This window comes from Mesorhizobium sp. CA10, from assembly GCF_020165285.1.
In the GTDB taxonomy this organism is placed as follows: Bacteria; Pseudomonadota; Alphaproteobacteria; order Rhizobiales; family Rhizobiaceae; genus Mesorhizobium.
The window spans coordinates 224,016-246,239 of record NZ_JAIUHV010000008.1; the positions used below are offsets into that span (position 1 = coordinate 224,016).

28 protein-coding genes are annotated in these 22,224 nt (G+C 63.7%); 17 read left to right on the forward strand and 11 right to left on the reverse strand.

Features of this window, described 5'->3' with window-relative positions:
• Positions 1–86: 86 nt before the first annotated feature.
• Complete coding sequence (locus LB535_RS18535) at positions 87–1,595, forward strand: multicopper oxidase family protein (protein ID WP_224633216.1); 1,509 nt, start codon at positions 87–89, stop codon at positions 1,593–1,595.
• The gene (locus tag LB535_RS18540; RefSeq protein WP_224633217.1) at positions 1,592–2,155 is read left to right on the forward strand and encodes a cytochrome c; all 564 of its coding nucleotides are present in this window, start codon (positions 1,592–1,594) and stop codon (positions 2,153–2,155) included. The genes LB535_RS18535 and LB535_RS18540 overlap by 4 nt, the downstream gene beginning before the upstream one ends.
• 151 nt (positions 2,156–2,306) lie before the next feature.
• On the opposite strand, the gene LB535_RS18545 is transcribed toward LB535_RS18540, so the two are convergent.
• Positions 2,307–2,468: a hypothetical protein gene (locus tag LB535_RS18545; RefSeq protein ID WP_224633218.1), complete on the reverse strand. Its 162-nt coding sequence runs from the start codon at positions 2,466–2,468 to the stop codon at positions 2,307–2,309.
• 224 nt (positions 2,469–2,692) lie between these two features.
• On the opposite strand from LB535_RS18545, the gene LB535_RS18550 reads away from it, so the two are divergent.
• The 4 genes from LB535_RS18550 to LB535_RS18565 all read left to right on the forward strand — a co-directional run bounded on the left by LB535_RS18550 (position 2,693) and on the right by LB535_RS18565 (position 4,812).
• Positions 2,693–3,115, forward strand: a complete 423-nt coding sequence (locus LB535_RS18550) for a hypothetical protein (RefSeq protein ID WP_224633219.1) — start codon at positions 2,693–2,695, stop codon at positions 3,113–3,115.
• 408 nt (positions 3,116–3,523) lie between these two features.
• Positions 3,524–3,757, forward strand: coding sequence for a hypothetical protein (locus tag LB535_RS18555; RefSeq protein WP_095767121.1), 234 nt, complete (start codon positions 3,524–3,526; stop codon positions 3,755–3,757).
• 150 nt (positions 3,758–3,907) lie between these two features.
• The gene (locus LB535_RS18560; RefSeq protein ID WP_095767122.1) at positions 3,908–4,054 is read left to right on the forward strand and encodes a hypothetical protein; all 147 of its coding nucleotides are present in this window, start codon (positions 3,908–3,910) and stop codon (positions 4,052–4,054) included.
• A 542-nt stretch (positions 4,055–4,596) separates the two neighbouring features.
• Positions 4,597–4,812 (forward strand): hypothetical protein, encoded by a 216-nt coding sequence (locus LB535_RS18565; protein ID WP_140846115.1) that lies wholly within the window; start codon positions 4,597–4,599, stop codon positions 4,810–4,812.
• 46 nt (positions 4,813–4,858) lie between these two features.
• Here LB535_RS18565 and LB535_RS18570 read toward each other — a convergent pair whose 3' ends face one another.
• The gene (locus LB535_RS18570) at positions 4,859–5,275 is read right to left on the reverse strand and encodes a winged helix-turn-helix transcriptional regulator (protein ID WP_224633220.1); all 417 of its coding nucleotides are present in this window, start codon (positions 5,273–5,275) and stop codon (positions 4,859–4,861) included.
• Between the two features lie 98 nt (positions 5,276–5,373).
• On the opposite strand from LB535_RS18570, the gene LB535_RS18575 reads away from it, so the two are divergent.
• Together LB535_RS18575 and LB535_RS18580 are read left to right on the forward strand one after the other, a co-directional pair.
• On the forward strand, positions 5,374–6,261 hold the full coding sequence (locus LB535_RS18575) for an NmrA family NAD(P)-binding protein (protein WP_224633221.1): 888 nt from the start codon (positions 5,374–5,376) through the stop codon (positions 6,259–6,261).
• A 15-nt stretch (positions 6,262–6,276) separates the two neighbouring features.
• Positions 6,277–6,864 (forward strand): dihydrofolate reductase family protein, encoded by a 588-nt coding sequence (locus LB535_RS18580; RefSeq protein WP_224633222.1) that lies wholly within the window; start codon positions 6,277–6,279, stop codon positions 6,862–6,864.
• 54 nt (positions 6,865–6,918) lie between these two features.
• Here LB535_RS18580 and LB535_RS18585 read toward each other — a convergent pair whose 3' ends face one another.
• Positions 6,919–7,170 (reverse strand): hypothetical protein, encoded by a 252-nt coding sequence (locus tag LB535_RS18585; RefSeq protein WP_095767128.1) that lies wholly within the window; start codon positions 7,168–7,170, stop codon positions 6,919–6,921.
• Positions 7,171–7,308: 138 nt separating this feature from the next.
• Entirely contained in the window at positions 7,309–8,562 is a 1,254-nt protein-coding gene (locus LB535_RS18590) for a cytochrome-c peroxidase (RefSeq protein ID WP_224633223.1), read from the reverse strand.
• Between the two features lie 220 nt (positions 8,563–8,782).
• Between LB535_RS18590 and LB535_RS18595 the strand changes: the two genes are divergently transcribed.
• From LB535_RS18595 to LB535_RS18610, 4 genes are all read left to right on the forward strand, one after another.
• Positions 8,783–10,315, forward strand: a complete 1,533-nt coding sequence (locus LB535_RS18595; protein ID WP_224633224.1) for an acid phosphatase — start codon at positions 8,783–8,785, stop codon at positions 10,313–10,315.
• Positions 10,316–10,547: 232 nt separating this feature from the next.
• Entirely contained in the window at positions 10,548–10,970 is a 423-nt protein-coding gene (locus LB535_RS18600) for an OsmC family protein (RefSeq protein ID WP_224633225.1), read from the forward strand.
• A gap of 5 nt (positions 10,971–10,975) precedes the next feature.
• Positions 10,976–11,500, forward strand: a complete 525-nt coding sequence (locus tag LB535_RS18605; RefSeq protein WP_224633226.1) for a hypothetical protein — start codon at positions 10,976–10,978, stop codon at positions 11,498–11,500.
• 261 nt (positions 11,501–11,761) lie between these two features.
• Positions 11,762–12,505 carry a 2OG-Fe(II) oxygenase gene (locus LB535_RS18610; protein WP_224633227.1) on the forward strand — a complete coding sequence of 248 codons (744 nt, stop codon included), beginning with the start codon at positions 11,762–11,764 and terminating at the stop codon, positions 12,503–12,505.
• Between the two features lie 23 nt (positions 12,506–12,528).
• On the opposite strand, the gene LB535_RS18615 is transcribed toward LB535_RS18610, so the two are convergent.
• Positions 12,529–12,855: a GYD domain-containing protein gene (locus LB535_RS18615; protein WP_224633228.1), complete on the reverse strand. Its 327-nt coding sequence runs from the start codon at positions 12,853–12,855 to the stop codon at positions 12,529–12,531.
• Positions 12,856–13,074: 219 nt separating this feature from the next.
• Between LB535_RS18615 and LB535_RS18620 the strand changes: the two genes are divergently transcribed.
• Positions 13,075–14,697: an ABC-F family ATP-binding cassette domain-containing protein gene (locus LB535_RS18620; RefSeq protein WP_224633229.1), complete on the forward strand. Its 1,623-nt coding sequence runs from the start codon at positions 13,075–13,077 to the stop codon at positions 14,695–14,697.
• A gap of 9 nt (positions 14,698–14,706) precedes the next feature.
• Here LB535_RS18620 and htpG read toward each other — a convergent pair whose 3' ends face one another.
• The 6 genes from htpG to groES form a co-directional block, all read right to left on the reverse strand.
• Positions 14,707–16,647, reverse strand: coding sequence for a molecular chaperone HtpG (gene htpG, locus LB535_RS18625; RefSeq protein WP_224633230.1), 1,941 nt, complete (start codon positions 16,645–16,647; stop codon positions 14,707–14,709).
• A 60-nt stretch (positions 16,648–16,707) separates the two neighbouring features.
• Positions 16,708–17,025 carry a DUF982 domain-containing protein gene (locus LB535_RS18630; RefSeq protein WP_411969586.1) on the reverse strand — a complete coding sequence of 106 codons (318 nt, stop codon included), beginning with the start codon at positions 17,023–17,025 and terminating at the stop codon, positions 16,708–16,710.
• Entirely contained in the window at positions 16,991–17,389 is a 399-nt protein-coding gene (locus tag LB535_RS29080; RefSeq protein ID WP_224607347.1) for a helix-turn-helix domain-containing protein, read from the reverse strand. Before LB535_RS29080 ends, LB535_RS18630 begins: the two co-directional genes overlap by 35 nt.
• 60 nt (positions 17,390–17,449) lie before the next feature.
• A complete protein-coding gene (locus LB535_RS18635) occupies positions 17,450–17,671 on the reverse strand; it encodes a hypothetical protein (protein WP_095767137.1) in 222 nt (73 codons plus the stop codon).
• A gap of 67 nt (positions 17,672–17,738) precedes the next feature.
• Positions 17,739–19,367, reverse strand: coding sequence for a chaperonin GroEL (gene groL / locus LB535_RS18640; protein ID WP_224633231.1), 1,629 nt, complete (start codon positions 19,365–19,367; stop codon positions 17,739–17,741).
• 61 nt (positions 19,368–19,428) lie between these two features.
• Entirely contained in the window at positions 19,429–19,743 is a 315-nt protein-coding gene (gene groES / locus LB535_RS18645; RefSeq protein WP_224633232.1) for a co-chaperone GroES, read from the reverse strand.
• 341 nt (positions 19,744–20,084) lie between these two features.
• Between groES and LB535_RS18650 the strand changes: the two genes are divergently transcribed.
• The 4 genes from LB535_RS18650 to LB535_RS18665 all read left to right on the forward strand — a co-directional run bounded on the left by LB535_RS18650 (position 20,085) and on the right by LB535_RS18665 (position 22,035).
• The gene (locus tag LB535_RS18650; RefSeq protein WP_224524793.1) at positions 20,085–20,432 is read left to right on the forward strand and encodes a hypothetical protein; all 348 of its coding nucleotides are present in this window, start codon (positions 20,085–20,087) and stop codon (positions 20,430–20,432) included.
• A gap of 13 nt (positions 20,433–20,445) precedes the next feature.
• Positions 20,446–20,718: an usg protein gene (locus LB535_RS18655; RefSeq protein ID WP_224633233.1), complete on the forward strand. Its 273-nt coding sequence runs from the start codon at positions 20,446–20,448 to the stop codon at positions 20,716–20,718.
• 241 nt (positions 20,719–20,959) lie between these two features.
• Positions 20,960–21,436: an Hsp20 family protein gene (locus LB535_RS18660; protein WP_140846972.1), complete on the forward strand. Its 477-nt coding sequence runs from the start codon at positions 20,960–20,962 to the stop codon at positions 21,434–21,436.
• Positions 21,437–21,525: 89 nt separating this feature from the next.
• The gene (locus LB535_RS18665; RefSeq protein WP_224633234.1) at positions 21,526–22,035 is read left to right on the forward strand and encodes an Hsp20/alpha crystallin family protein; all 510 of its coding nucleotides are present in this window, start codon (positions 21,526–21,528) and stop codon (positions 22,033–22,035) included.
• Positions 22,036–22,224: the final 189 nt, after the last annotated feature.

The following is a 22,224-nucleotide window of genomic DNA, read 5'->3' on the forward strand; positions in this document are numbered from 1 at the left end:
AGCTTGACCTTCCAGCAACTGGAACCCTTAGCGTCGGCGGCGAGGCCTGCTGCGGCGGGCTCTCAATCGAGATCGAGGAGCGAAAAATGCATCGACGCGGTTTTCTGGCGGCAAGCCTGGCGACGGTTCTGGCGAGCCCGCGCGCGCTGGCGCAGATGAAGACGGACGGCATGTCGAACATGCCCGGTATGGACCATGCCGGCCATGACATGGGCGCGATGGGTCAAGGCCCCGTGGCGCTGCCCCAGAACCAGCCCTTGCGCGAATTGCCGCTGCTGGCGAATGAAGCGGCCGGGCCCGGTCTGTTCAAGGCGAGGCTGACAGCAGAGTCGGCCACGGCGCGCTTTGCCGCCGACCGGGACACGCCGATTCTTGCTTATAACGGGATCAGCCCAGGACCGCTGATCGAGACCCAGGAGGGCGATCGCGTCGAGATCACCTTCGCGAACCGGATCGAGGGCGAGCCAAGCACCATCCACTGGCATGGCATGCCGGTGCCGGCGGACCAAGATGGCAATCCGATGGACCCGGTGGCGGCGGGCGCCGACCGTGTCTACGCCTTCGAACTGCCCGAAGGCTCGGCCGGCTCCTACTGGTATCATCCGCATCCGCATGGTCGGACGGCCGAGCAGGTTTATCGCGGCCTTGCCGGTGCGTTCGTCGTCAAGGCCAAGGCCGATCCGATCCCGGCCGCCTATGGAGACACCACACTCTTCCTAACCGACCTTCGCCTCGCCGCCGACGGTTCAATGCCCGAAAACACCATGACCGACATGATGAACGGCCGCGTCGGCGATCACGTGCTGGTCAACGGCCAGAAGAACCCGCGGCTCGCCGTGGCAATGGGCACGAAACGGCGCTTGCGGCTCTACAATGCCACCAATGCGCGCTTCCTGAGGCTTGCTTTCGTCAATGCGGCAATGACGGTGATCGGCAGCGACGGCGGGCTGATTGAGGCGCCGGTGGCGGCCGACGAGATCCTGCTCAGCCCGGCCGAGCGCGTCGAGCTGGTCGTCGCTTTCGACAAGCCGGGGACAGCAACCCTCACCACGCTCGACTACGACCGCGGCTGGATGGGGCCGGGCCGGCCGGAGGACAAAGGGCTCGCCCTGCTGACGGCCGACGTCTCGGACACGCAGGCCGAGCCGATGCCGCCGCTGCCCGAGCGGCTGCGGCCGATCGCGCGATTTGGCCAGCCGACGGTTAGCCGCCGTCTCGTCTTCAGCGAGACCATGGCGATGAAGCCCACCGGTATGGAAATGGGTTTTCTGATCAACGGCATGGCGTTCGACATGGGGCGCGTCGATATCGTCGCCAGGGCCGGTGACACCGAGCTCTGGGAGATCGTCAACCAGGCCGACATGGACCATCCTTTCCATCTCCACGGCACGCAGTTCCAGCTCATCGAGCGCGAGCGCGACGGCAAGGTCTCGAAGCCGCCCTATCTGGCGTGGAAGGACACGGTCAACGTGGCGCGCGGGGAGACGGTGCGGCTCGTCACGCGCCAGGAGCGGCCAGGGACGCGCATGTATCACTGCCACATCCTCGAGCATGAGCAGCTGGGTATGATGGGCGTCGTCGACGTGCAGGCATGAGGTCTGGCATCGTTTGCGCGGCGGCGGTACTGGCCCTCGCCGTGTTGCCGGTAGCCGCACCGTCGCTGGCTCGGGACCCGGACAACGCGATCGTTACGACGCGCCAGGCCGCGATGAAGGAGATGGCCGCCGCAGCCAAGGCGATTGCCGAGATGTTCGACGGCAAGCGCGCCTATGAGCGGGCGGCCTTCAAGGCAGCGGCGGGCACACTCAGCGCCCGCACCGGCGGTGCTCTGATTGCAGAATTCCCGCGGGGCACAGTTGGCGCGCCGTCGGCCGCCAAACGGGAGATCGACCAGGCCCGGCCGGAGTTCGAGGAGCTCGCCCGCCATATCGGCCGGCTTGCCGATGCGCTCGACGCCAAGGCCGGGAACGCGCCCGCCGAGATTACTGCCGACATGCGAATGACGGGACCGCCCGTAGACGGCGGCAGCCTGCTTGGCAAGCGCCCAGGCGCCGCCGAGGCCGATCCCGCAAAAATGCCGGCGGAGCATCTCCTGCACCTCATTCTGCAGGACTGCACGAGCTGCCATTCGAAGTTCCGGCGGAAAGTCGAATGAGGCCGGACGCGTTCAGTTGCAAGACCTGTGGGCGAGGCGAAGAGGAGTTCGGTGGCAGTTGGCTTGCCGCCACATTCGCGACGATTGCCCTACGAAGTCACCCTGCCAGGCGGGCGGGGGGACCTCGCTGCGGCACAGAACAGTCAGTCATTCACTTGCTGCCTTGATGTACTGCCCCTGGCACGATCAGAGCGCCCTGGTCAGGTCCCGAAAATTTGAAGCCGATAAAAAACAGGACGATGATGAGAACGCAGATTGCCAGCACGGTGACGAGGGTCCTTCTCGGGTTTTCGGCTGGCGGTCTGTCTTCCATCGCAATTCGCCTCGGACTCTAAACTCGGCGACAATGCCGGGGTTCCCAACGCCGCGCCGACCAACGGACTGGCCGAACCACGTCAGGACGCTGCTTTTAGCGGAACGTTCCTAACCAACACGGTGCGGGCCTGCGCTTCCGAATTCCCAGCATCATACTTGCGTCTGTGCTAATATATAACGATTACGCACTTTCGTGCGTAGCCAACATATTGGGAGGATGCGATGAAAACCATGAATCGCAGGTCTGCAATTGCTCTCAGCATGACGGCCGCCGCGGTCACGCCCTTGTTCACCCTGATGGCATCCGCAAAGACCAAGAAATACGGTCCGAAGGATGGCAAGGAGATAGCGCCCGGCATCAGAGTGGTTGAGGTCGGCACCGGCAATTCCGACATTCCCGCCTACAAGAGCATTTCGATTGTCGACGTTGTCTTCCAGCCCGGAGCGCACGCGCCCGCAATGGTGATGGACAACGACATGGTATGCACGATTACGTCGGGCGCTTTCACGATCAAGAAAAAGGACAAGGAATTCAAGCTCAAGGAAGGCGACATATACACCTGTTCCAAGGGCAAGACCGACGAGGCGACGAATACAAGCAAGGAGGTGGGCGTGCATCGCATCGCCGTCTTGATACCTGCCTAGCAGGATAGCATCCGGCCGGACGATCGGTTGCCATCGCCAGTCCAGCCGAGGCTTGGGAAAATTCGCGCGGAAGACGATGCGCGAGGCGCGCCTTAGCCGAACTAGGGACCAACCTCGTCTTGCCGCTGAGTTGTGCGCCCAAGGTCAGTGCTTGCGAGACATTGCGGAGCGCCGTCTCCATCAAGGCGGCGCCGGCGGGGCCAAGGGCCAGCCGGGCGATGACCGCGGCGACATGGACGCGCATTGTGAACAATCCCCTCCAGGCCGCCGCGTAGCGTCTGCCGGCGGCTTGGCGCCGCCTCGCGATTTCTGAGAGAGGCGGCTCCGAGTCCGCGAGGGGCATCACAAAAATGACGCGCTCTCACCGCTATATGCCAGGCTGGATGCGCTAAAGCAGGGTTCATCATTATGGATGCCAGCGAATTGCAGGCCATAGGCGATACGCTGATGCGCGTCGTCACACCCGATATGAAACCGAAAGACCTGCTCAAGGCGGTGCGAAAACTGCATCCCGACGCCAAGAAGAGGGATATTGCCCGCGCGGCCTTCCACGCCATTATCGCCAACGCCGACCAGGATCCCGGCAAGTCGCGCAACCTTCAGGCCTTCGCGCTTGCCGAGCGTACCCAGCAATCGGAATAAATTGCCGCGAATTGTAGTTTTGGGCTTGCCGGAAATTTAATAAGCGGCCTCTAATTTAATGGCTTGGCCGGCAGCTGGAGCCAATTCCAGGAAAAAGTGTGTCACGGTTTTCCGTCCGGAATTACCCTAGCCCCAACCGGTAATGAGCCCATGACCAAGAACCTCGGCAATGCCAAACCCAGCGCTCCTGCCAAGGAGATGAACCCCTCGCTGTTCGGCAAGGCCGCGCCGGCATTGTTTCCGCTGCTCGTCGCAGCGCTTGGCTATCTCATCGGCCGGCATTTCTTCGGCTTTTGACGCGGCCGGCGTTCGGCACACTATTTCCAGTCGGTCCAAGCGCAATTGTCGTCTCGACCATCCTCCTTGCAGCTTTGGTCCTAGGGCCTAGGTCGTTCTTGTCCTTGGCCGGGCCCAAGCGCATGCTGGTAGCAGCCGGCGGCCTCGCAAACTCCGGTCAGGCCCGGCCGCCGAACCCAGTATCACCCCCCCAAAGGCTGCCGGGCCGCCGCCTATGCGGCGAATTCTTCCGCGCTCGCCCACGGCCAACCGCCGCACTGCCTAAATCTGCAGTACCGCTCGGACGCCTTCGAATTCCGTTACTGCATCGTCTCGCAGACCGAACGCCATGTCGAAGTCGAACTCGGCTGCACCTAGGCGCAAGGGCATGCCTTCGCCGCCATGCTCGCTTTTATTCGTGAAAGGTCGCAAATATGTCGAATAACGGCGGGTGCTCTTGCACTAAAGAATAATAAGCCACGCTTTTCGGCAATTCCAGGCGCGCTAGATTGTATTGTGGATAAGAGATAGGCAGTTCTTCGAATGAAGAGCAGGAGCTGTATATGGTAACAAGCGAGCCAGACAGTGTCCGCGTAAAAACCGTTAATGGCCAATGGATCGTGCGCGTCGTCGACGGCGGCAGGCTGAAGCAGCAAGTGTTCGACATTCACGCGCAGGCCGAGATCTTCGCCGAGGAGGAGCGGCTGCGACTGGGGCTGCCGGGCGAGCCGCCGGCCGAAGAGCCGGTCCGACCGCTCCCACACGGGCGGGCTCGCTGACGGGCGAGGGGTAGCCGGACCGCCAATCGCCGAGGTCGGAACAGACCTATCCCTGGTGCTCGGCTCTGAGCCTCTCTTTCATCCGTTCAAGCGCCGGCTGACCGCCGGCCGCCAGATCGTTGGCGACCCGGGCCAGCTTATCGTCGGCCTTGCGGTATTTGCTGCCCCAGGCGCCGAGCGTTGCCAGCACCGGCAAAAGGTCGATGCCGGCCTCGGTCAACCGGTAGATCGCCTTCAGCCCGTGGCTCGGGTCGTCGCTGCGGGTGAGGATGCCTTCGTCGACCAGCGTCTGCAGCCGCTCGGCCAGCGTGCGCGACGAGATGCCTTCGTCGGATTCCAGGAACTCGCGAAAGTGCCTTTTCCCGGCGAAGGCCAGGTCGCGAATGATGAGCAGCGTCCAGCGGTCGCCGAGCAGTTCGAGCGTGAGGCTGATCGGGCAGCCGGATCGTTCCTTGGTCGACATCAGTATGGTTCCATTTTTAAATCACTTTACTATTGACATCGTTCTTGCCTTGCGTCAAATGGTTCCAGAAGTAAATCATTTGACGAGAGGAGGTCGATATGAACCGGCAAGTCAAGCGTACGATGGTGGTCGTCGGCGCAACCAGCGAAGTGGGCGCCGAGGTCTCGGCCAGACTGACCGGCGCAGGGCACAAGGTGCGCGGCATCGCCCGTAGCCTCGGCGTCGCACTCGACGATCAGGCGGCGCTCGACGCCGCCTTCTCGGGTGCCGACAGCGCTTACGTGATGATCCCCTTCGATGTCACCGCGCCCGATCTGCATCGTTTTGAGGACGAGGTCGGCGCACGGCTGGCATCCTCCATCGCCAAGGCGGGCCTGCGCCGGATCGTGCTGCTCAGCGGCCTCAATGCCCATCTCAGAATGGGTACGTCGCTTGGCGCCGCGCTGATGGAAAAGCGGCTTGCCGCGCTGAGCCTGGAGGAACTCGTCTATCTGCGCGCCTCCTTCTTCATGGAGAATTTCATCAAGGGCATGGGCTTCGTCGAGCAGGCGGCGTCCGGCGTCTTCGCCTCGCCATTCCGCGGCGACCTGCCTATGCCGCTGATTGCCGCCAAGGACGTTGGCGAACGCGCCGCCGCTCTATTGAGTGCCGAACACTTTCCGATCCAGCGCGTTGTCGAATTGCACGGCGGCGGCTCCTATACGCTCGAACAGGCTACCGCGATCCTGGGCAGGGCGATCGGCAAGGAGGTCGCCTACCATGAAGCGCCGTTCGCCGATGCGCGGGCCGGTATGGTCGCCAATGGCATATCGGCGAGTTTTGCCGATGCGCTGGGCGAGACGGCGGCAAGCTTCAACAGAGGCGAGCGCTGGGCGCTGGAAGCACCCTCAGCCGAAAATGCCACCCCGACCAGCTTCGAAGCCTGGGCGCAGGCTTTCGCCCGTTCGCCCGCCGCGGCCCGAGCCTTCACAGGCAGCAATTCCTGACGAGGGAGACCGGACATGAAGAAGCTTATCCTGCAGATGCAGATGTCGGTCGACGGTTTTGTCGGCGCCAATGAGGGCCATCGCTGGCAGCTTTGGGAATGGGGCGACGACAGCGCATGGGACGAGGAGCTTAAACGGGACTTCAACGCCGTTTTCACGACCATCGACACCATCCTGTTGAGCCGCAAGATGGCTGAGGAAGGGTATATGACCCATTGGGGCAACGCGGCGAGGAAATATCCGAAGGACCGCTTCTTTGCCTTCGCCCAGCGCATCGTCGAGGCCGAAAAGGTGGTGGCGAGCGATAAGCTCGGCGCCTCGCGCTGGGAACGAACGCGCGTCGTAAGCGGCGACTTGCCGCTTGAGGTCAACGCGCTGAAGCAAGGCGAGGGCGGCGACATCGCCGTGTTCGGCGGCGCCGGCTTCGCCTCGGCGCTGATCGCCGCCGGCCTTGTCGAAGAGTTCCAGCTTTTCGTCAATCCGGCCGTTCTGGGCAGTGGCCGCCGCATTTTCGACAAGGGCGGCTTTGGCAGGCTGAGGCTCCTCGGCTCCAAGCCCTATGCCTGCGGCATGGTGGTGAGCCGCTATGCGCCAGCGAGGTGAGAAGGCAATCGATGGGAGATCGCTCTGCCTGAATCAATCTGGCAGCGCGGCGTCCTAACTACCTGTCTGGCCATGCCTTTCCCGGATGGGTTGGCAACCGCCCCCGCTGACCAGCCGCAGCTGCACGCCTGGCGTGATGGACCGCTGCCAAGCGGCGCGGCCGTTGCCCACGGCGGCAAACCAGCGGGCTTCGCACGATGTCAGGCCGATAAGCACCCGGCCGGCATATTCGGCCGGCGCGCCATTGGCCGCATCGAACACCGTCCAGCTGCTGCCAGGCGGCTCCTGCACCGGGACGAACCTCATCGGAGACTCCATCTGTGAAGAGATGGGCAATATAGCAGGCGCGACTTGGCGTTCCTATGACGTGGTTCACATTGGCACACATTTACGGTGGATAGCACCGCTGCGGCTGCAAGCCACCAATCTCCTTGGCTGCTTGCCCTACTGCCCCGCCTGGTCGGCGTCGGTCAGCGTGCCGAGGAAGGCGACGATGTCGTCGATCTCGGCATCGGTCAGCGCCGGCTTGTCGCCGGGCTTTTTGCCGTTGAAGGGCGGGTCTGTGTTGAGGTTTCCCCAGTAAGCCTTTGGCAGGTCGTCGAATTTGTCGACCGTGCCGTCGGTCTTCTTCGGATACCAGCGCCCGGGATCCGTATCGCGGCTGGCGTAGAAGGCGACCGCGTCGCGCAGCGTGTGCAAATAGCCGTTGTGGAAGAAGCTTTTCCGCAAGGCAACGTTGCGCAGCGTCGGCGTCTTGAACAGGCCGCAATATTCGGCGCGGTCCTTGAGATCGGTGCGCAGCGGACCGCACAGGCCGAGGTCGACATAATTGGGATCGGCATTGGCGGAGATCGCCGGGTTGCGCGGCACGGCAATCGCGATCAGGCCGTAATCGGTGAATTGCGGCGGCTCGCCGTCATTGGCCGGTTCGCTGAGATGACAGCTCGCGCAATTGCCCTTCGCTGCGTCCTCGAACAGCATGCGGCCGCGCAATTCCTGCGCGGAAAGTTGCGCCTTGCCGGCAAGGAAGGCGTCGTAGCGGCTGGAATAGGGATAGAAATCGGCGCTGCTCTGCTCGAAGGTGCCCAGCGCTTCCACAGCGGCGTCGAAGGCGTCTTGCGGATGGTCGAAGACATCGGCGCCGAAGGCTGCCTTGAAGGCGCCGGCATAAGGCGCCTTGCGCAGGCTGGCGACCACCTGGGCCGCGTCCTTGTTGCCCATCTCCAAGGACGACAGCAGCGGGATTCTCGCCTGGTCCTTGCCGTGGTCGGCGCGGCCGTCCCAGGTCAGCCCCCCGGTCGGGCCATTGTCGACGCTTTCGTCGCCTTCGTCCTCGGAGTCGTAGAAGTGCTCCGTGAAGGCGGGCGCCGCCTGCAGGTAGCGCAATGACGGCACGGCGCGAACGCCGGGCTGGTCAAGATTGGCTCCGCCCATTTCGACCGGTGCCGCCGAGGCCGGCCCGAAAGCGTGGTTGGGATCATGGCAGGATGAGCAGGCCTGCTTGCCTGAGGCCGAGAGCGACGGATCAAAGAACATCTGTCGCCCCAGCGCCGTCAGCGCCTCGGCGCGGGCGAAGGCTTCCTGCCGCGTCATCGGGCCGGGATGGACACCGGATGGCTCCTCGGTGTTGGCGGGCGTGGTGGAGGCGACGATCGTGGCCGCTGCAATGGCGATCGCGTGATTTTTCCGATGTCCCATCGTCTTCCGCGATATCCCTGATTTCTCCGCCCAGTTTCTTTGGCGGCGTAAGGATCGAGTGCAACGGATTGATGACCGGTCTTCCCGCTCACGAAACCGTGTTCGGCCGGGGCCGAACTGTCACAAAGGTGACAAGGCGTCGAAGTAGCTGGGCATTGATGCAGTGTTGCGTTCCTGCATTGCCGTCCTCCAGCCATTCCCAAGCCACGAGGCATTTTCCATGATCCGGTCCTTTCTCTCCCTTTGCCTCGCCTCCACGGCGCTGGCATCGCTCTCTGCTGCTGCCCAAGCGGCGCCTGCCGGTTACGACAAGATCGACACCGTCGTCGTCATCTACGCCGAGAACCGTAGCTTCGATAATCTCTATGGCGGCTTCCCCGGCGCCAACGGCTTGGCCAACGTTTCGCCTGAACAGGCGCGCCAGCTCGACCGCGACGGCAAGCCGCTTTCCGAACTGCCGCCGGCCTGGGGCGGACTGACCGGCAAGGGCGTCACGCCGGCGGTGACGGAGGCGCAGAGCGCGCATCTGCCCAATGCGACATTCGCCATCGACGATCCCAAGGGCTTCAACGAGAATACCGGCGTCATCACCCATGATCTGTGGCATCGTTTCTATCAGGAGCAGATGCAGATCGACGGCGGCCGGAACGACAAGTTCGTCGCCTGGGCCGATTCCGGCGCGCTGGTGATGGGCCATTATGACGGCTCGATCCTGCCGATGTGGGCGATCGCCAAAAAATACGTGCTGGCGGACAATTTCTTCCAGGGCGCCTTCGGCGGCTCCTTCCTCAACCATTTCATGCTGGCCTGCGCCTGCGCGCCTTATTATCCAAATGCCGACACCAGCCCGGTGAAGGCCCAGATTGCCGTCGTCGAGCCGGATGGCGTGACGCTGAAACCGGCCGACAATTCGCCGCCGTCGGCGCTGGGCGGCGTGCCGAAATTCGCCAATGACGGCGCCATCACGCCCGACTTCTACGCCGTCAACACCATGCAGCCGCCTTACCAGCCAAGCGCCAACAAGCCGGCCGAGGGTGGCGACAAGGCGCTGGCCGATCCGGCACAGCCGACCACGCTGCCGCCGCAGCACGAGATCACCATCGGCGATCTGCTGTCGCTCAAGGGCATTTCCTGGGCGTGGTATTCGGGCGCCTGGCAGGCGGCGCTCGACGGCAAGAACGCGATGCCCGTGCCGAACTTCCAGTTCCACCACCAGCCCTTCAACTATTTCGCGGCCTATGCGCCGGGCACGGCCGCGCGGGCCGAGCACATCAAGGATGGCGGGCTCGGCGGCACCGAGTTCATCAAGGCGATCGACGACGGCAAGCTGCCGGCGGTCTCTTTCTACAAGCCGCAGGGCAACCTCAACGAACATGCCGGCTATGCCGACGTGACCTCCGGCGACCAGCATTTGGCCGACCTCGTCGCGCATCTGGAGAAGAGCCCGCAATGGGCGCATATGCTGGTGGTCGTCACCTATGACGAGAATGGCGGTTTCTGGGATCACGTCGCGCCGCCCAAGGCCGATCGCTGGGGCCCGGGCAACCGCATCCCGGCCTTCATCATCTCGCCCTATGCGAAGATGGGGATGGTCGATCACACGCAGTACGACACGACCTCGATCCTGCGTTTCATCACCGCCCGCTACGACCTGCCTGTGTTGCCCGGCATCGTCGCCCGCGACAAGGCGCTGCGCAACCACGACCAGCCGCCGATGGGCGATCTGACGGCAGCGCTCGATCTGACGAAGTAGCCTCTCAGAACCCGGGTTCCTCGCCCCCGCCAGAGGCGGGGGAGAGGTGTCCGCAAAGTGGACGGCGAGGGGGGCTTCGCAGGACGCTCCCCCTCTCCGTCTCGGCTTCGCCGAGCCACCTCTCCCCCATTTCATGGAGGCGAGGAAACGCCAATCGCCCACGGCCTGCCTCGGCGATTGGCTCAGTGAATTCCCGTCCGCTATCAATGGCCTCCAAACTGGAGACGACACGATGGCAGACTTGAAAGTCAGAACCCGCAATGCCGGCGCGCTCGCCGTCCTGCCGCCGGGCGGGCTGCCGGTGATCACGACGCCGACCGGTGGCACGGTCGATGTGGTCACGCAGGTCAGCGCGCCCGGCTTCAGCCCGCTCGACCTGCTCCATGCCTCCTTGGCCGCCTGCATGGTGCTCAGCGCCCGCATCGCCGCCACCCGCCTCGGCGTCGCCGACCGGCTCGGCGAGGTGAGGGCGGATGTCAGCGGCGAGAAGGCGACGGACGAGCCCTCACGGGTCGAGACATTCATCGTCAAACTGGAGATCGCCGGCGACCTCGATGACGCGACGAAAGAGCGAATCCTGGCGGACGCGGAAAACATCTGCACCGTCTCCAACACGCTGCGCGGCGCGCCGGCGCTTCGTTCCACGCTGGGGTGAGCGCAATGGCGTATCTTTCGCCGATCGACTACGCGACCGCCTCGGACGACATCCGCGCCGAGCACGACCGCGAGCTCGCGCTGCGCGGCCGCATGACCAACATGAAGCGCATCCTGCTCCACTCGCCGGCCGCCCACCGCATCTACGCCGAATGGTTCACGCTGCGCGACCTTCTCAAGCCCACACTCGACGACCGCACCATCTGGCTGTTGTCGAGAGCGGTCGCCGAAACGATGCGCGCCGAGATTCCCGTGACCTTTTTTCGCCGCGCATTGATCGAGAACGGGATCGACCCCGAAGCGATCGAACCGACCGCCGACGAGACGCTGCTGATTTCCTTCGGCATCGCGGTCGCCGCCGATGCCAATGCCGTTCCGGCAGAAACCTGGGCCGCGCTCAAGGCGCGCTACGACGAGACGCTGCTCGTCAACCTCACCGCCTTCGCCGGCATCATGGTGGCGACCTGCGTGTTCACCAATGCGGTGAAGGTGGATCTCGATCCGGAGCTGGAGATGTATCGGAGGCAGTGAGGCGCGACTTCTCCTTCTCCCCCTGTGGGAGAAGGTGGATCGGCGCGTTAGCGCCGAGACGGATGAGGGGTGTTCCAGCTTGGCGATAAGATTGAAATCGCCGCCGCCTCATTCCTTCCAGCACCCCTCATCCGACCTCGCTGCGCGACGCCACCTTCTCCCACAAGGGGAGAAGGGAAAGCCGGCGCCCACCCCCGCAGGAATCGGGTGGCCGATGCTCATCCTTCGCCCCACTTTGACACCAAGCGAAGGAGCCAAGCCATGACCATCCATTCCCTCAACACCAAACGCGCCAGTCGCTCCGCCGAATCCCGCGTCGCAGCACAAGATTGGCGCGCGCTGGTCTCTGACCTCAACGCCCACGGCTGCGCCGTCATGCCCGGCATGCTGTCGGCGGAAGAATGCGCCGATATCGCCGCGCTCTACCCGCATGAAGAGCATTTCCGCAGCCATGTCGTGATGGCGCGCCACGGCTTCGGCAAGGGCGAATATCGGTATTTCAAATATCCGCTGCCGGACCTGATCGACGGACTGCGCACCGCGCTCTACCCGCGCCTCGCCACGGTCGCCAATGACTGGAACGAGAAGATGAGCGTTGCCCAGCGCTATCCGGCCGAGCACGCCGCCTTCCTGAAACGCTGCCACGATCAGGGCCAGGTAAAGCCGACGCCGCTTCTGCTGCAATACGGCCCCGGCGATTTCAACTGCCTGCACCAGGATCTCTACGGCGAGCTTGCCTTTCCGCTGCAGGTGGCGATCCTGCTGTCCGAGCCCGGCGAGGATTTCACCGGCGGCGAATTCGTGCTCACCGAGCAGCGCCCGCGCATGCAAAGCCGCGCCGAGGTGGTGCCGCTCAAGCGCGGCGATGCGGTAATCTTCGCCGTGCACAACCGGCCGGTGGAGGGCACGCGAGGTTACTATCGCGTCAACCTGCGCCACGGCGTTAGCCGCCTGCGCTCGGGCAGGCGACATACGCTCGGCATCATCTTCCATGACGCGAGGTGACACTCCCCGAGGCGGCGTTTTTTCTACGCTCCCGGCCGCCGATAACGGATCGATTTCGCCCTGCCCAGCGCGTCCATCGTCTCCTCGACGCTGAGGAGGACGGTGGTCTCGCAGGAGCTGAGCGCCCCTCCGGCACCGATGGCGAGCACGACGGACGCCATAGAAACATTGTCCGGCGCTTCCCACAGGTTCCAGCCGTCGTGCTCGCCGAACGCGTACCAGAACCCGTGCAGCTTTCCGCCCACCGAATCTATGTATGAGCTGGCTGCCTTGCGGCGATCTTCGGGGTTTTCGATCATTCGCGCCCATGTCTCGGGCGTGTAGCTGAAGCGCGTCAGGTACATGGCCATGGTTGACCTCCCTTGCCAGAGCCCATCAAGTGGTTGGCTCCAGCACTAAGCGCTCGATCTGTCGGCGACGCGAATCAATTTTACCTCGGCTGGGTTCTGCCACAAAGGGAATACACCGAGCGCGGCATGCGGCGCTTCTGCCTCTTCCCCTCGTGCCCGCATTCGCGTAATGCCCCGGGCAAATCCCCGCCACGTCAGCGCAGTTTCCCGGACCGTCCCATGATCCGTCTCGAAAATATCGGCAAGCAGAACGGCCGACAGATCGTCTTCATCGAAGCCTCGGCCGCCTTGCAGAAGGGCGAGAAGGTCGGGCTGGTCGGCCCGAACGGCGCCGGCAAGACGACCCTGTTTCGCATGATCATTGGCCAGGAGCAGCCGGACGAGGGCCAGGTCTCGGTCGATCGCAGCGTCACCATCGGCTATTTCAGCCAGGATGTCGGCGATATGGGCGGCTTGAGCGCCGTCGCCGAAGTCATGGAAGGCGCCGGGCCGGTCAGCGCGGTCGCCGCCGAAATGCGCGAGCTCGAGCACGCCATGGGCGATCCCGACCGCGCCGACGACATGGATCAGATCATCGAGCGCTACGGCGAATTGCAGCACCGCTTCGAGGAGCTTGACGGCTATGCGCTCGATGGCCGGGCGCGCGAGGTGTTGGACGGCCTCGGCTTCAGCCAGGAGATGATGGACGGCGACGTCTCAAAACTTTCCGGCGGCTGGAAGATGCGCGTGGCACTCGCCCGCATCCTCCTGATGCGGCCCGACGTCATGCTGCTCGACGAGCCGTCGAACCATCTCGACCTCGAAAGCCTGATCTGGCTGGAGAAATTCCTCAAGGATTATGACGGCGCGCTGCTGATGACCTCGCACGACCGCGAGTTCATGAACCGCATCGTCACCAAGATCATCGAGATCGACGCCGGTGCGCTCACCTCCTATTCCGGCAATTACGAATTCTACCAGGAGCAGCGCGCGCTGGCCGACAAGCAGCTGCAGGCGCAGTTCGAGCGCCAGCAGGCGATGCTGGCCAAGGAGATCGCCTTCATCGAGCGTTTCAAGGCGCGCGCTTCCCATGCGGCGCAGGTGCAGAGCCGGGTGAAGAAGCTCGACAAGATCGACCGTGTCGAACCGCCGAAGCGCCGCCAGACCGTGACTTTCGAATTCCAGCCGGCGCCGCGCTGCGGCGAGGACGTGGCGACGCTGAAGGGCATCCACAAGGCCTATGGCAGCCGCAATATCTATTCGGGCCTCGACTTCCAGATCCGCCGCCGCGAGCGCTGGTGTGTGATGGGCGTCAACGGCGCCGGCAAGTCGACGCTTCTGAAGCTGGTCGCCGGCGCCTCCGAGCCGGACGAAGGCTCCGTCGCGCGCGGCCCGAGCGTCAAGATGGGCTATTTCGCCCAGCACGCCATGGAGCTGCTCGATGGCGAGCGCACCGTTTTCCAGACGCTGGAGGACTCGTTTCCGCAGGCCGGCCAGGCGCCGCTCAGGGCTTTGGCCGGCTGCTTCGGTTTTTCCGGCGACGAGATCGAAAAGAAGTGCCGCGTGCTTTCCGGAGGCGAGAAGGCCCGGCTGGTGATGGCGCTGATGCTGTTCGATCCGCCAAACCTGCTGGTGCTCGACGAGCCGACCAACCACCTCGACATAACCACCAAGCAGATGCTGATCGAGGCGCTATCGCAATATGAAGGCACGATGCTGTTCGTCTCGCACGACCGCCATTTCCTGGCGGCGCTGTCGAACCGCGTGCTCGAGCTGACGCCCGACGGCGTCCACATCTACGGCGGCGGCTACACCGAATATGTCGCCCGCACCGGCCAGGAAGCGCCGGGGCTGAGGGGGTAGGGCAAGACCCTACGCAATCGGCGGCGGCGCATTCCCCCTGTCGGGCGAGCGCCGGCGCTTACCCCTCGCCAGCCCGCGATCGATCAGCCGCGCAAGCCGCGCCGAGAACGCCTTGGCGTCGGCCGGCTTGTCGCCGTCGAGCACACGTGCCTCGTCGTAAAGCAGATGCGCGGCGTCTTCCTTGAACGCCTTCTCGTCGTCGCCGAGCTTTGCCAGCGCCGCCACGCGCTCGTGGCGCGGGTTGATCTCGAGGATTGGCTTGGCCGCCTTGTCGAGCCGGCCGGCGGCGTTGAGCAGCCGCTCGAACTGGCGGTCCGGGCCATGCTCCGGCGCGACGAGGCAGACGGCGCTTTCGGTCAGCCGGTCGGAGGACTTCACGTCCGAAACCTCCTCGCCAAGCGTCGTTTTCACGAAAGCCAGGAAGGCGGCGATATCCGACGACGTCTCCGCGTCGGGCTTCGCCGCATCTTCGGGCAGCGCGATATCGGCGAGCTCGGCCGCGCCCTGCGTCACCGACTTGAACGGCTTGCCGTCGAATTCCGGCGCCATCGTCACCCAGAAGCTGTCGACGGGATCGGTGAGGAGCAGCACCTCGATGCCGCGTGCGCGAAAACCTTCGAGCTGGGGCGAGGCTTCGAGCCGGGCGCGATCGTCACCGGCCATGAAGAAGATCGCTTTCTGTCCTTCCTTCATCGCTGCGACATAGTTGGCAAGGCTGCGCCAGCCTTCGCCTGAGGTCGTCGAACGGAAGCGGGCAAGCTTCAGCAGCTGCTCGCGTCGCTCGTAATCCTCATAGAGACCTTCCTTGAGGACGACGCCGAAATTTTCCCAGATTTTGGCATAGGCTTCGGCATCGTTTTCGGCCGTCTTGGCGAGGTCGCCGAGAACGCGGTTGGTCACGCCCTTGCGGATCGCTGCGAGCAACGGGCTTTCCTGGATCATCTCGCGCGAGACATTGAGCGGCAGGTCGGCGGAATCGACCAGGCCGCGCACGAAGCGCAGGTAGCGCGGCAGCAGATCGGCTTCGTCGGTGATGAAGACGCGCCGCACATAGAGCTTCATGCGGCCCTTGCGGTCCTGGTCAAACAGGTCGAACGGCCGCGATCCCGGCAGGAAGGCGAGCACGCTGTATTCCTGCCGGCCCTCGGCGCGGAAATGGATGGTCGAGGCTGGCTCGTCATACTGGCCGGCGATGCTGCGGTAGAAGTCGGTATATTCCTCCGGCTTGATCTCGCTCTTTTGCCGCACCCAAAGCGCCGTGCCGTCGGCAATGTCGCGCGGTTCGGCGCCGGGCTTTTCGACAAATGTGATCGGCACCGGCACATGCCCGGATTGCGACTTCGCCAAGCCCTCGAGCCGATAGGGCGTGGTGTAGGACGAGGCGTCCTCCATCAGATGCAGCACCACCCGCGTGCCGCGCTTGGGTGCTGCCTCGATCGGCGCTGGCGCGATCTCGTAGGTGCCCTTGCCGTCGGACGACCAGCGGAAAGCCTCATTGCTGCCGGCCTGGCGGCTGATGACGTCGACCCGGTCTGCGACCATGAAGGCGGAATAGAAGCCGACGCCGAACTGGCCGATCAGCTGCGTGTCTTCCGCCGCGTTGCCGGCCTCGACGCGCTCCATGAAGGCGCGCGTGCCGGAGCGCGCGATCGTGCCCAGCGCCTCCGCCATCTCGTCGCGGCTCATGCCGATGCCGTTGTCCTCGACCGAAAGCTCCTTGTTGTCCGGATTGGCGGCAATCGTGATGCGCGGCTTGGCATCGTCGCCCAGAAGCTCTGGCCGGCTCACCGCCTCGAAGCGCAGCCTCTCGCAGGCATCCGCCGCATTGGAGATCAGCTCGCGCAGGAAAACGTCTCGGTCCGAATAGACCGAGTGCACCATCATGTGCAGCAGCCGCGAGACGTCCGCCTCGAATGTCCTGGTTTCCTTTGCCTTGGTGTCCGTCGTCATTCAGAATTCCTGCGCTCGTTGCGTTGTCCGCCGCGCCAGCAGGCGCCGGGTTTCAAATTTTCAGCCATTGTTGCTTGTGGATGCGCTCCCTGCCAGCGCCGCAGGCGCCAGAGAAACCAGGTCCGGCGCCAGGATATCGTGGCGGCGGGCGAAAGCAACAAGGGTTGCCCGCACCGTTTCCGCGTCGATCTCGCCGGCAATGCCGGCTTTGCAGGAATTGAGCGCGATCGCATGCGCGCTGCTCCTGCTCGCGGCCGGCCAATCCTGCAGCAGGGCATAGGCTTCCATCACGGTCTCGAGCCGGACCGGCAAACCTATTCCGACAAGGATGGTGACAGGCTCTTCAAAGCGGTCGTGGTTCATGGTCAGAACCCTCATTCGAGTGGATGCTCATGGCGCCCGGGCGAAGGCCGGTCGTCCCGGCCAGCACATGTCGGCGCGGGTAGGGTGGTTGCAGGACGACGCCGTGCGGTCGCGGCTGGCCTACGCCGTTGAACGCCTGCACAACCACCGGGCCTGCCGGCGTGTGCGTCGCTGAATTCTGTCGGTTAAGGCGCGGCGGGGGCAGCGCCTTGTGTGCCTTAGCGAGGGCCTCGATCCAGGCGGCGACCGCCAGCGGCACCGGCGCGCGCCCCTCGAGCCAGCGCGTCACGTCGTTTCTGGGCCAGCCAAGTTCCTCGGCGACGTCGGCAGCTTCCCATCGCAAGATTCTCAGGCATTCGCGCAATCGTCCTGCAATCATGGCAATCCTCGTCCGTTCGCAGTCACATGGGCCCCGCCTTGGAGGCGAGGCCCGACTTCGCTAGCCGCCCGCGGATGTTTCGGTGGCCGACACGTGCTGTGCGGCAAGAAACATCAGCGTTGAGGCGACGGTCCGCCGGTTCCATCCGGCGGATTCGGCCGTGTCGAGCAAGTCTGCCAGCAACGGCTTCAATGCGCTTCGACATTCGGCTTCATAAGCGAGGAATTCGCTTGCCGGGCGCGTCGGTGCCGGAACCGAGCCATTGCCGCTCATCATATCCATAAGGGCCTCCCATCGTGCGTTTCGAAACGCCCGCTCCCGTTGCCAGAAGCGGGCTCCCGTCGGCGTCTCAGAAGTCCATGCCGGCGCCGGCCGGCATGGCCGGAGCGGCCTCCTTCTTCGGCTTCTCGGCCACCATGGCCTCGGTGGTGACGAGCAGTCCGGCAACCGAGGCCGCATCCTGCAGCGCGGTGCGCACGACCTTGGCGGGATCGATGACGCCCTGTTTGTAGAGGTCGCCATATTCGCCGGTCTGGGCGTTCCAGCCATAGGCGAATTCGGTCTTCTCGCGCAGCTTGCCGACGATGATCGAACCTTCCGACCCGCTGTTCTCGGCGATCTGGCGCGCCGGAGCCTCGATCGCGCGCCGCACGATATCGACGCCGTATCTCTGGTCCGGGTTGTCGACGGCGACTGTGTCGAGCGCCTTGGCCGCCCTGAGCAGGGCAACGCCGCCGCCGGGCAGGATACCTTCCTCTACCGCGGCGCGCGTGGCGTGCAGCGCGTCGTCGACGCGATCCTTCTTCTCCTTGACCTCGACTTCCGTCGCGCCGCCGACGCGGATCACGGCAACGCCGCCGGCGAGCTTGGCCAGCCGCTCCTGCAGCTTTTCGCGATCATAGTCGGAGGTGGTCTCCTCGATCTGGGCCTTGATTTGCGTGATGCGGCCCTGGATCTCGTCCTTCTTGCCGGCGCCGTCGACGATGGTGGTGTTTTCCTTCTCGATCGCGACCTTCTTGGCGCGGCCGAGCATCTCCAGCGTGACGTTCTCCAGTTTGATGCCGAGATCCTCGCTGATGGCCGTGCCGCCGGTGAGGATGGCGATGTCCTCCAGCATGGCCTTGCGCCGGTCGCCGAAGCCCGGCGCCTTGACGGCGGCGACTTTCAGCCCGCCGCGCAGCTTGTTGACCACCAGTGTGGCCAAAGCCTCGCCCTCGACATCCTCGGCGATGATCAGGAGCGGCTTGCCGGACTGGACCACGGCTTCGAGCACGGGAAGCAGGGCCTGAAGATTGCTGAGCTTCTTCTCGTGGATCAGCACATAGGGCTCTTCGAGCTCGACGCGCATCTTGTCCTGATTGGTGATGAAATAGGGCGAGAGATAGCCGCGATCGAACTGCATGCCTTCCACGACTTCCAGCTCGGTCTCGGCCGTCTTGGCTTCCTCGACGGTGATGACGCCTTCGTTGCCGACTTTTTCCATAGCCTCGGCCAGGAAGCGGCCGATCTCGGCATCGCCATTGGCCGAGATGGTGCCGACCTGTGCGATCTCGTCGTTGCTGGTGATCTTGCGGGCGTTGACCTTGAGTTCGGCGACGACAGCATCCACCGCCTTGTCGATACCGCGTTTCAGATCCATCGGGTTCATGCCCGAGGCAACGGCCTTAGCCCCTTCGCGAACGATCGCCTGGGCAAGCACGGTGGCAGTGGTGGTGCCGTCGCCGGCGATGTCGCTGGTCTTCGAAGCGACTTCGCGGACCATCTGGGCGCCCATGTTCTCGAACTTGTCCTCGAGCTCGATCTCCTTGGCGACGGTGACGCCGTCCTTGGTGATGCGCGGCGCGCCGAACGACTTGTCGATGACGACGTTGCGACCCTTCGGACCGAGCGTCACCTTCACCGCGTCGGCGAGGATGTTGACGCCGCGCAGCATGCGCTCGCGGGCGTCGGAATGGAATTTGACTTCCTTGGCAGCCATTGGATCACTCCTTGTTTAGGCAGCTTTCATTGACTGGGTTGCGGTTCTATCGAAGCCCCGGTCAGGCGGCTTTCTTCAGCGTCGCGGCCTGCTCGATCACACCCATCACGTCGCTTTCCTTCATGATGAGCAGGTCCTCACCATTGAGCTTGATCTCGGTGCCGGACCACTTGCCGAACAGGATGCGGTCGCCGACCTTCACGTCGAGGGGCGCGAGCTTGCCGCTATCGTCGCGGGCGCCTGGCCCGACGGCGATGACTTCGCCTTCCTGCGGCTTTTCCTTGGCAGTGTCGGGGATGATGATGCCGCCGGCCGTCTTCTCTTCGGCCTCGATGCGGCGCACGAGCACGCGGTCATGCAATGGACGGAACGTCATATCGTTCTCCTTCAGGACAAACAGATTGCGAGCAGTTCCTCCGCTCCGGACCGGCAGGACCGGAGCGGGGCTCGCGCGACCCTTTCGGCATCGCGCGCATGTCGAGCTAATTTTGCCTTCATCTACTTTCAAGGGGGTACCGCAAATTTTTTGGCACTCTCGACCGTTGAGTGCTAGCGCGCTGAAAACATGCGGTAAATTGGACCGCTCCGATAACGCTCCGATAACGAAGAGGCTTGAATTCGCGACTGAGTTGAACAAGATTATCGGCGCCCGGCAGCGCCGGAACCGCTGAGAAATTGGAACCCGAAGCAAGGAGTTTTTGGAGACGGAGGACAGAAATGGACCGACAGACGCTTTCGCCGATCATTCCTTCCCTAGCTCCCGAACTATCAGACCTTTCGCTCGACCGGCTGCTGTCGCCGGCCAGGCATTTTCAGCACCCGCGGGATGTGCTGGAAGACGGCTCGCTCGACATATGGGAAAAGCGGGCGATCCTTTCGTCCTGGGCGTCCGATGCTTGCGCCGTGGAATCGATGCCGGCGCTGCGCCAGCCGCCGGGCACCGAGCGGCCTGTCTCCTTCGACGACATCATGGATGCGCTGCGCCGGCTTGATGCGCTGGCTCCGCCGCCCAGCGGCCCTGCCGATGACGACCACCGGCAGGTGGTCGACCGGCTGAGCGCGTGAGGGCCCGAAGGCGATGGTGGTCAGCAGGGAATTCCGCTTGCAGATGAATGGCTATGGCTTGACCACTGCCGAGATCCATTATCATCTGCCCGACCATCCCAGCCTGCTCCAGCTTTACGTCTGGCAGGACTATGATCTTGCCCCGGATTTCCCGGCGCTGAGGGGCTTTCTGGGCTTTTGGCAGCGCGAGCTAGCTGGCGCCTTGCATTCTGTCCGTGTCGCTCACCATCGACTCATCAGGGCGTCGGAATGGCGGGCCATCGACGGGATCATCGCGATCCATTGAAGATCAGCTCCCCGAGGCGGTCGTGGTTGTGCGGCCGCCTCCAACTCATGATTTGCCTGCCTGCATGCAGACGAAGGGACTGACTTTCACGACCTGAAGGCTGCTTCGAAGCGGGGCCTTGACGTGCCCGTGTTGAATTCCCAGATCGATTACGCCGGTGCTTGAGAGAGACCGGCAAGGTCAAGGGGCGCCGCTTCCTTGGCGCCCCTCGTATCTATGTTGCTCAATGGAGGATGTAGCTATGAGAACCACGTTTGACTTCAGTCCCCTGTTCCGGTCGAGCATCGGCTTCGATCGAATGCTGAACGCGCTCGAGACGGCGAGCCGGATCGAGACCGTCGATAATTGGCCACCCTATGACATCGCCAAGACCGCAGACGACGACTACCGCATCAGTATGGCGGTGGCTGGGTTCTCGCAGGACGAACTGGCCATTACCCAGGAGCAGAACATGCTCATGGTCTCTGGCCAGAAAGCCGGCGAGGACAAGGGCGAGTACCTGCATCGTGGCATCGCCGGCCGTGCATTCCAGCGCCGCTTCGAGCTTGCCGACCACGTCAAGGTCGTTGGCGCCAGCTTGGTCAATGGGCTGCTGACGATCGATCTGAAGCGCGAAATTCCAGAAGAGATGAAACCGCGGCGGATCGAGATCGCGGCCGACAAGGCAACGCTCAAAGGCACGACAAAGAAGATCGAAGGCGAGAAGCACGCTGCCTGAGGGCTTCTTGTGAGCGCATCCGCGCTATGCGCCGGGCGCTGCCCGGCGCGTAGGTGCTTTTCGAGCCGATGAACAGAAAGGAGCAAACCATGAGTGTCCGTGATCTGATCCCCTGGGGCCGGAGCAACGGCAACCAGCTTCCAAGCATATTCCGCGACAGTGAGCGCGATCCGTTCCTGTCGCTGCATCGCGAGGTGAACCGCCTGTTTGACGACGTTTTCCGCGGCTTCGACAGCCGGTTGCCGTCTTTTGGCGGTGTCTCCGCCCTCGGCGCCGGTTGGCCGAGCGTCGAGATCTCCAACGGCGAGAAGGAGATCAAGGTGATGGCCGAGGTGCCGGGCCTCGAACAGAGAGACATCGAGGTCCTGCTCGACGACGGCGTGCTGACGCTGAGAGGCGAGAAGCGCTCCGAGACGGAGGACAAGGATAGGCAGTTCTCCGAGCGCTATTACGGCCGCTTCGAGCGCCGCATCCCGGTCGGCTACGAGGTCAAGGAAGACGAGGTGGATGCCCGCTTCAAGAACGGCGTGCTGACCGTCACCTTGCCGAAGAGCGAGAAGGCGCAGTCGCAGGTCAAGCGCATCGACATCAAGAGTTGATGCACCGACGCGGGAGGTCGGCCCATCCGCCTCCCGCGTCGACTCCCATAGAGCCACGGCAACCGGATGCTCGCGCAAGCAACTCCACTCGATCGATCATGGGCGGCCGAGGAAGAGAAAATTTATACGGCGGGAGCTTCTTTTTTCCGTCCAGAAGTCTTCGCATCGCTCATCTGAATGATGACAAGC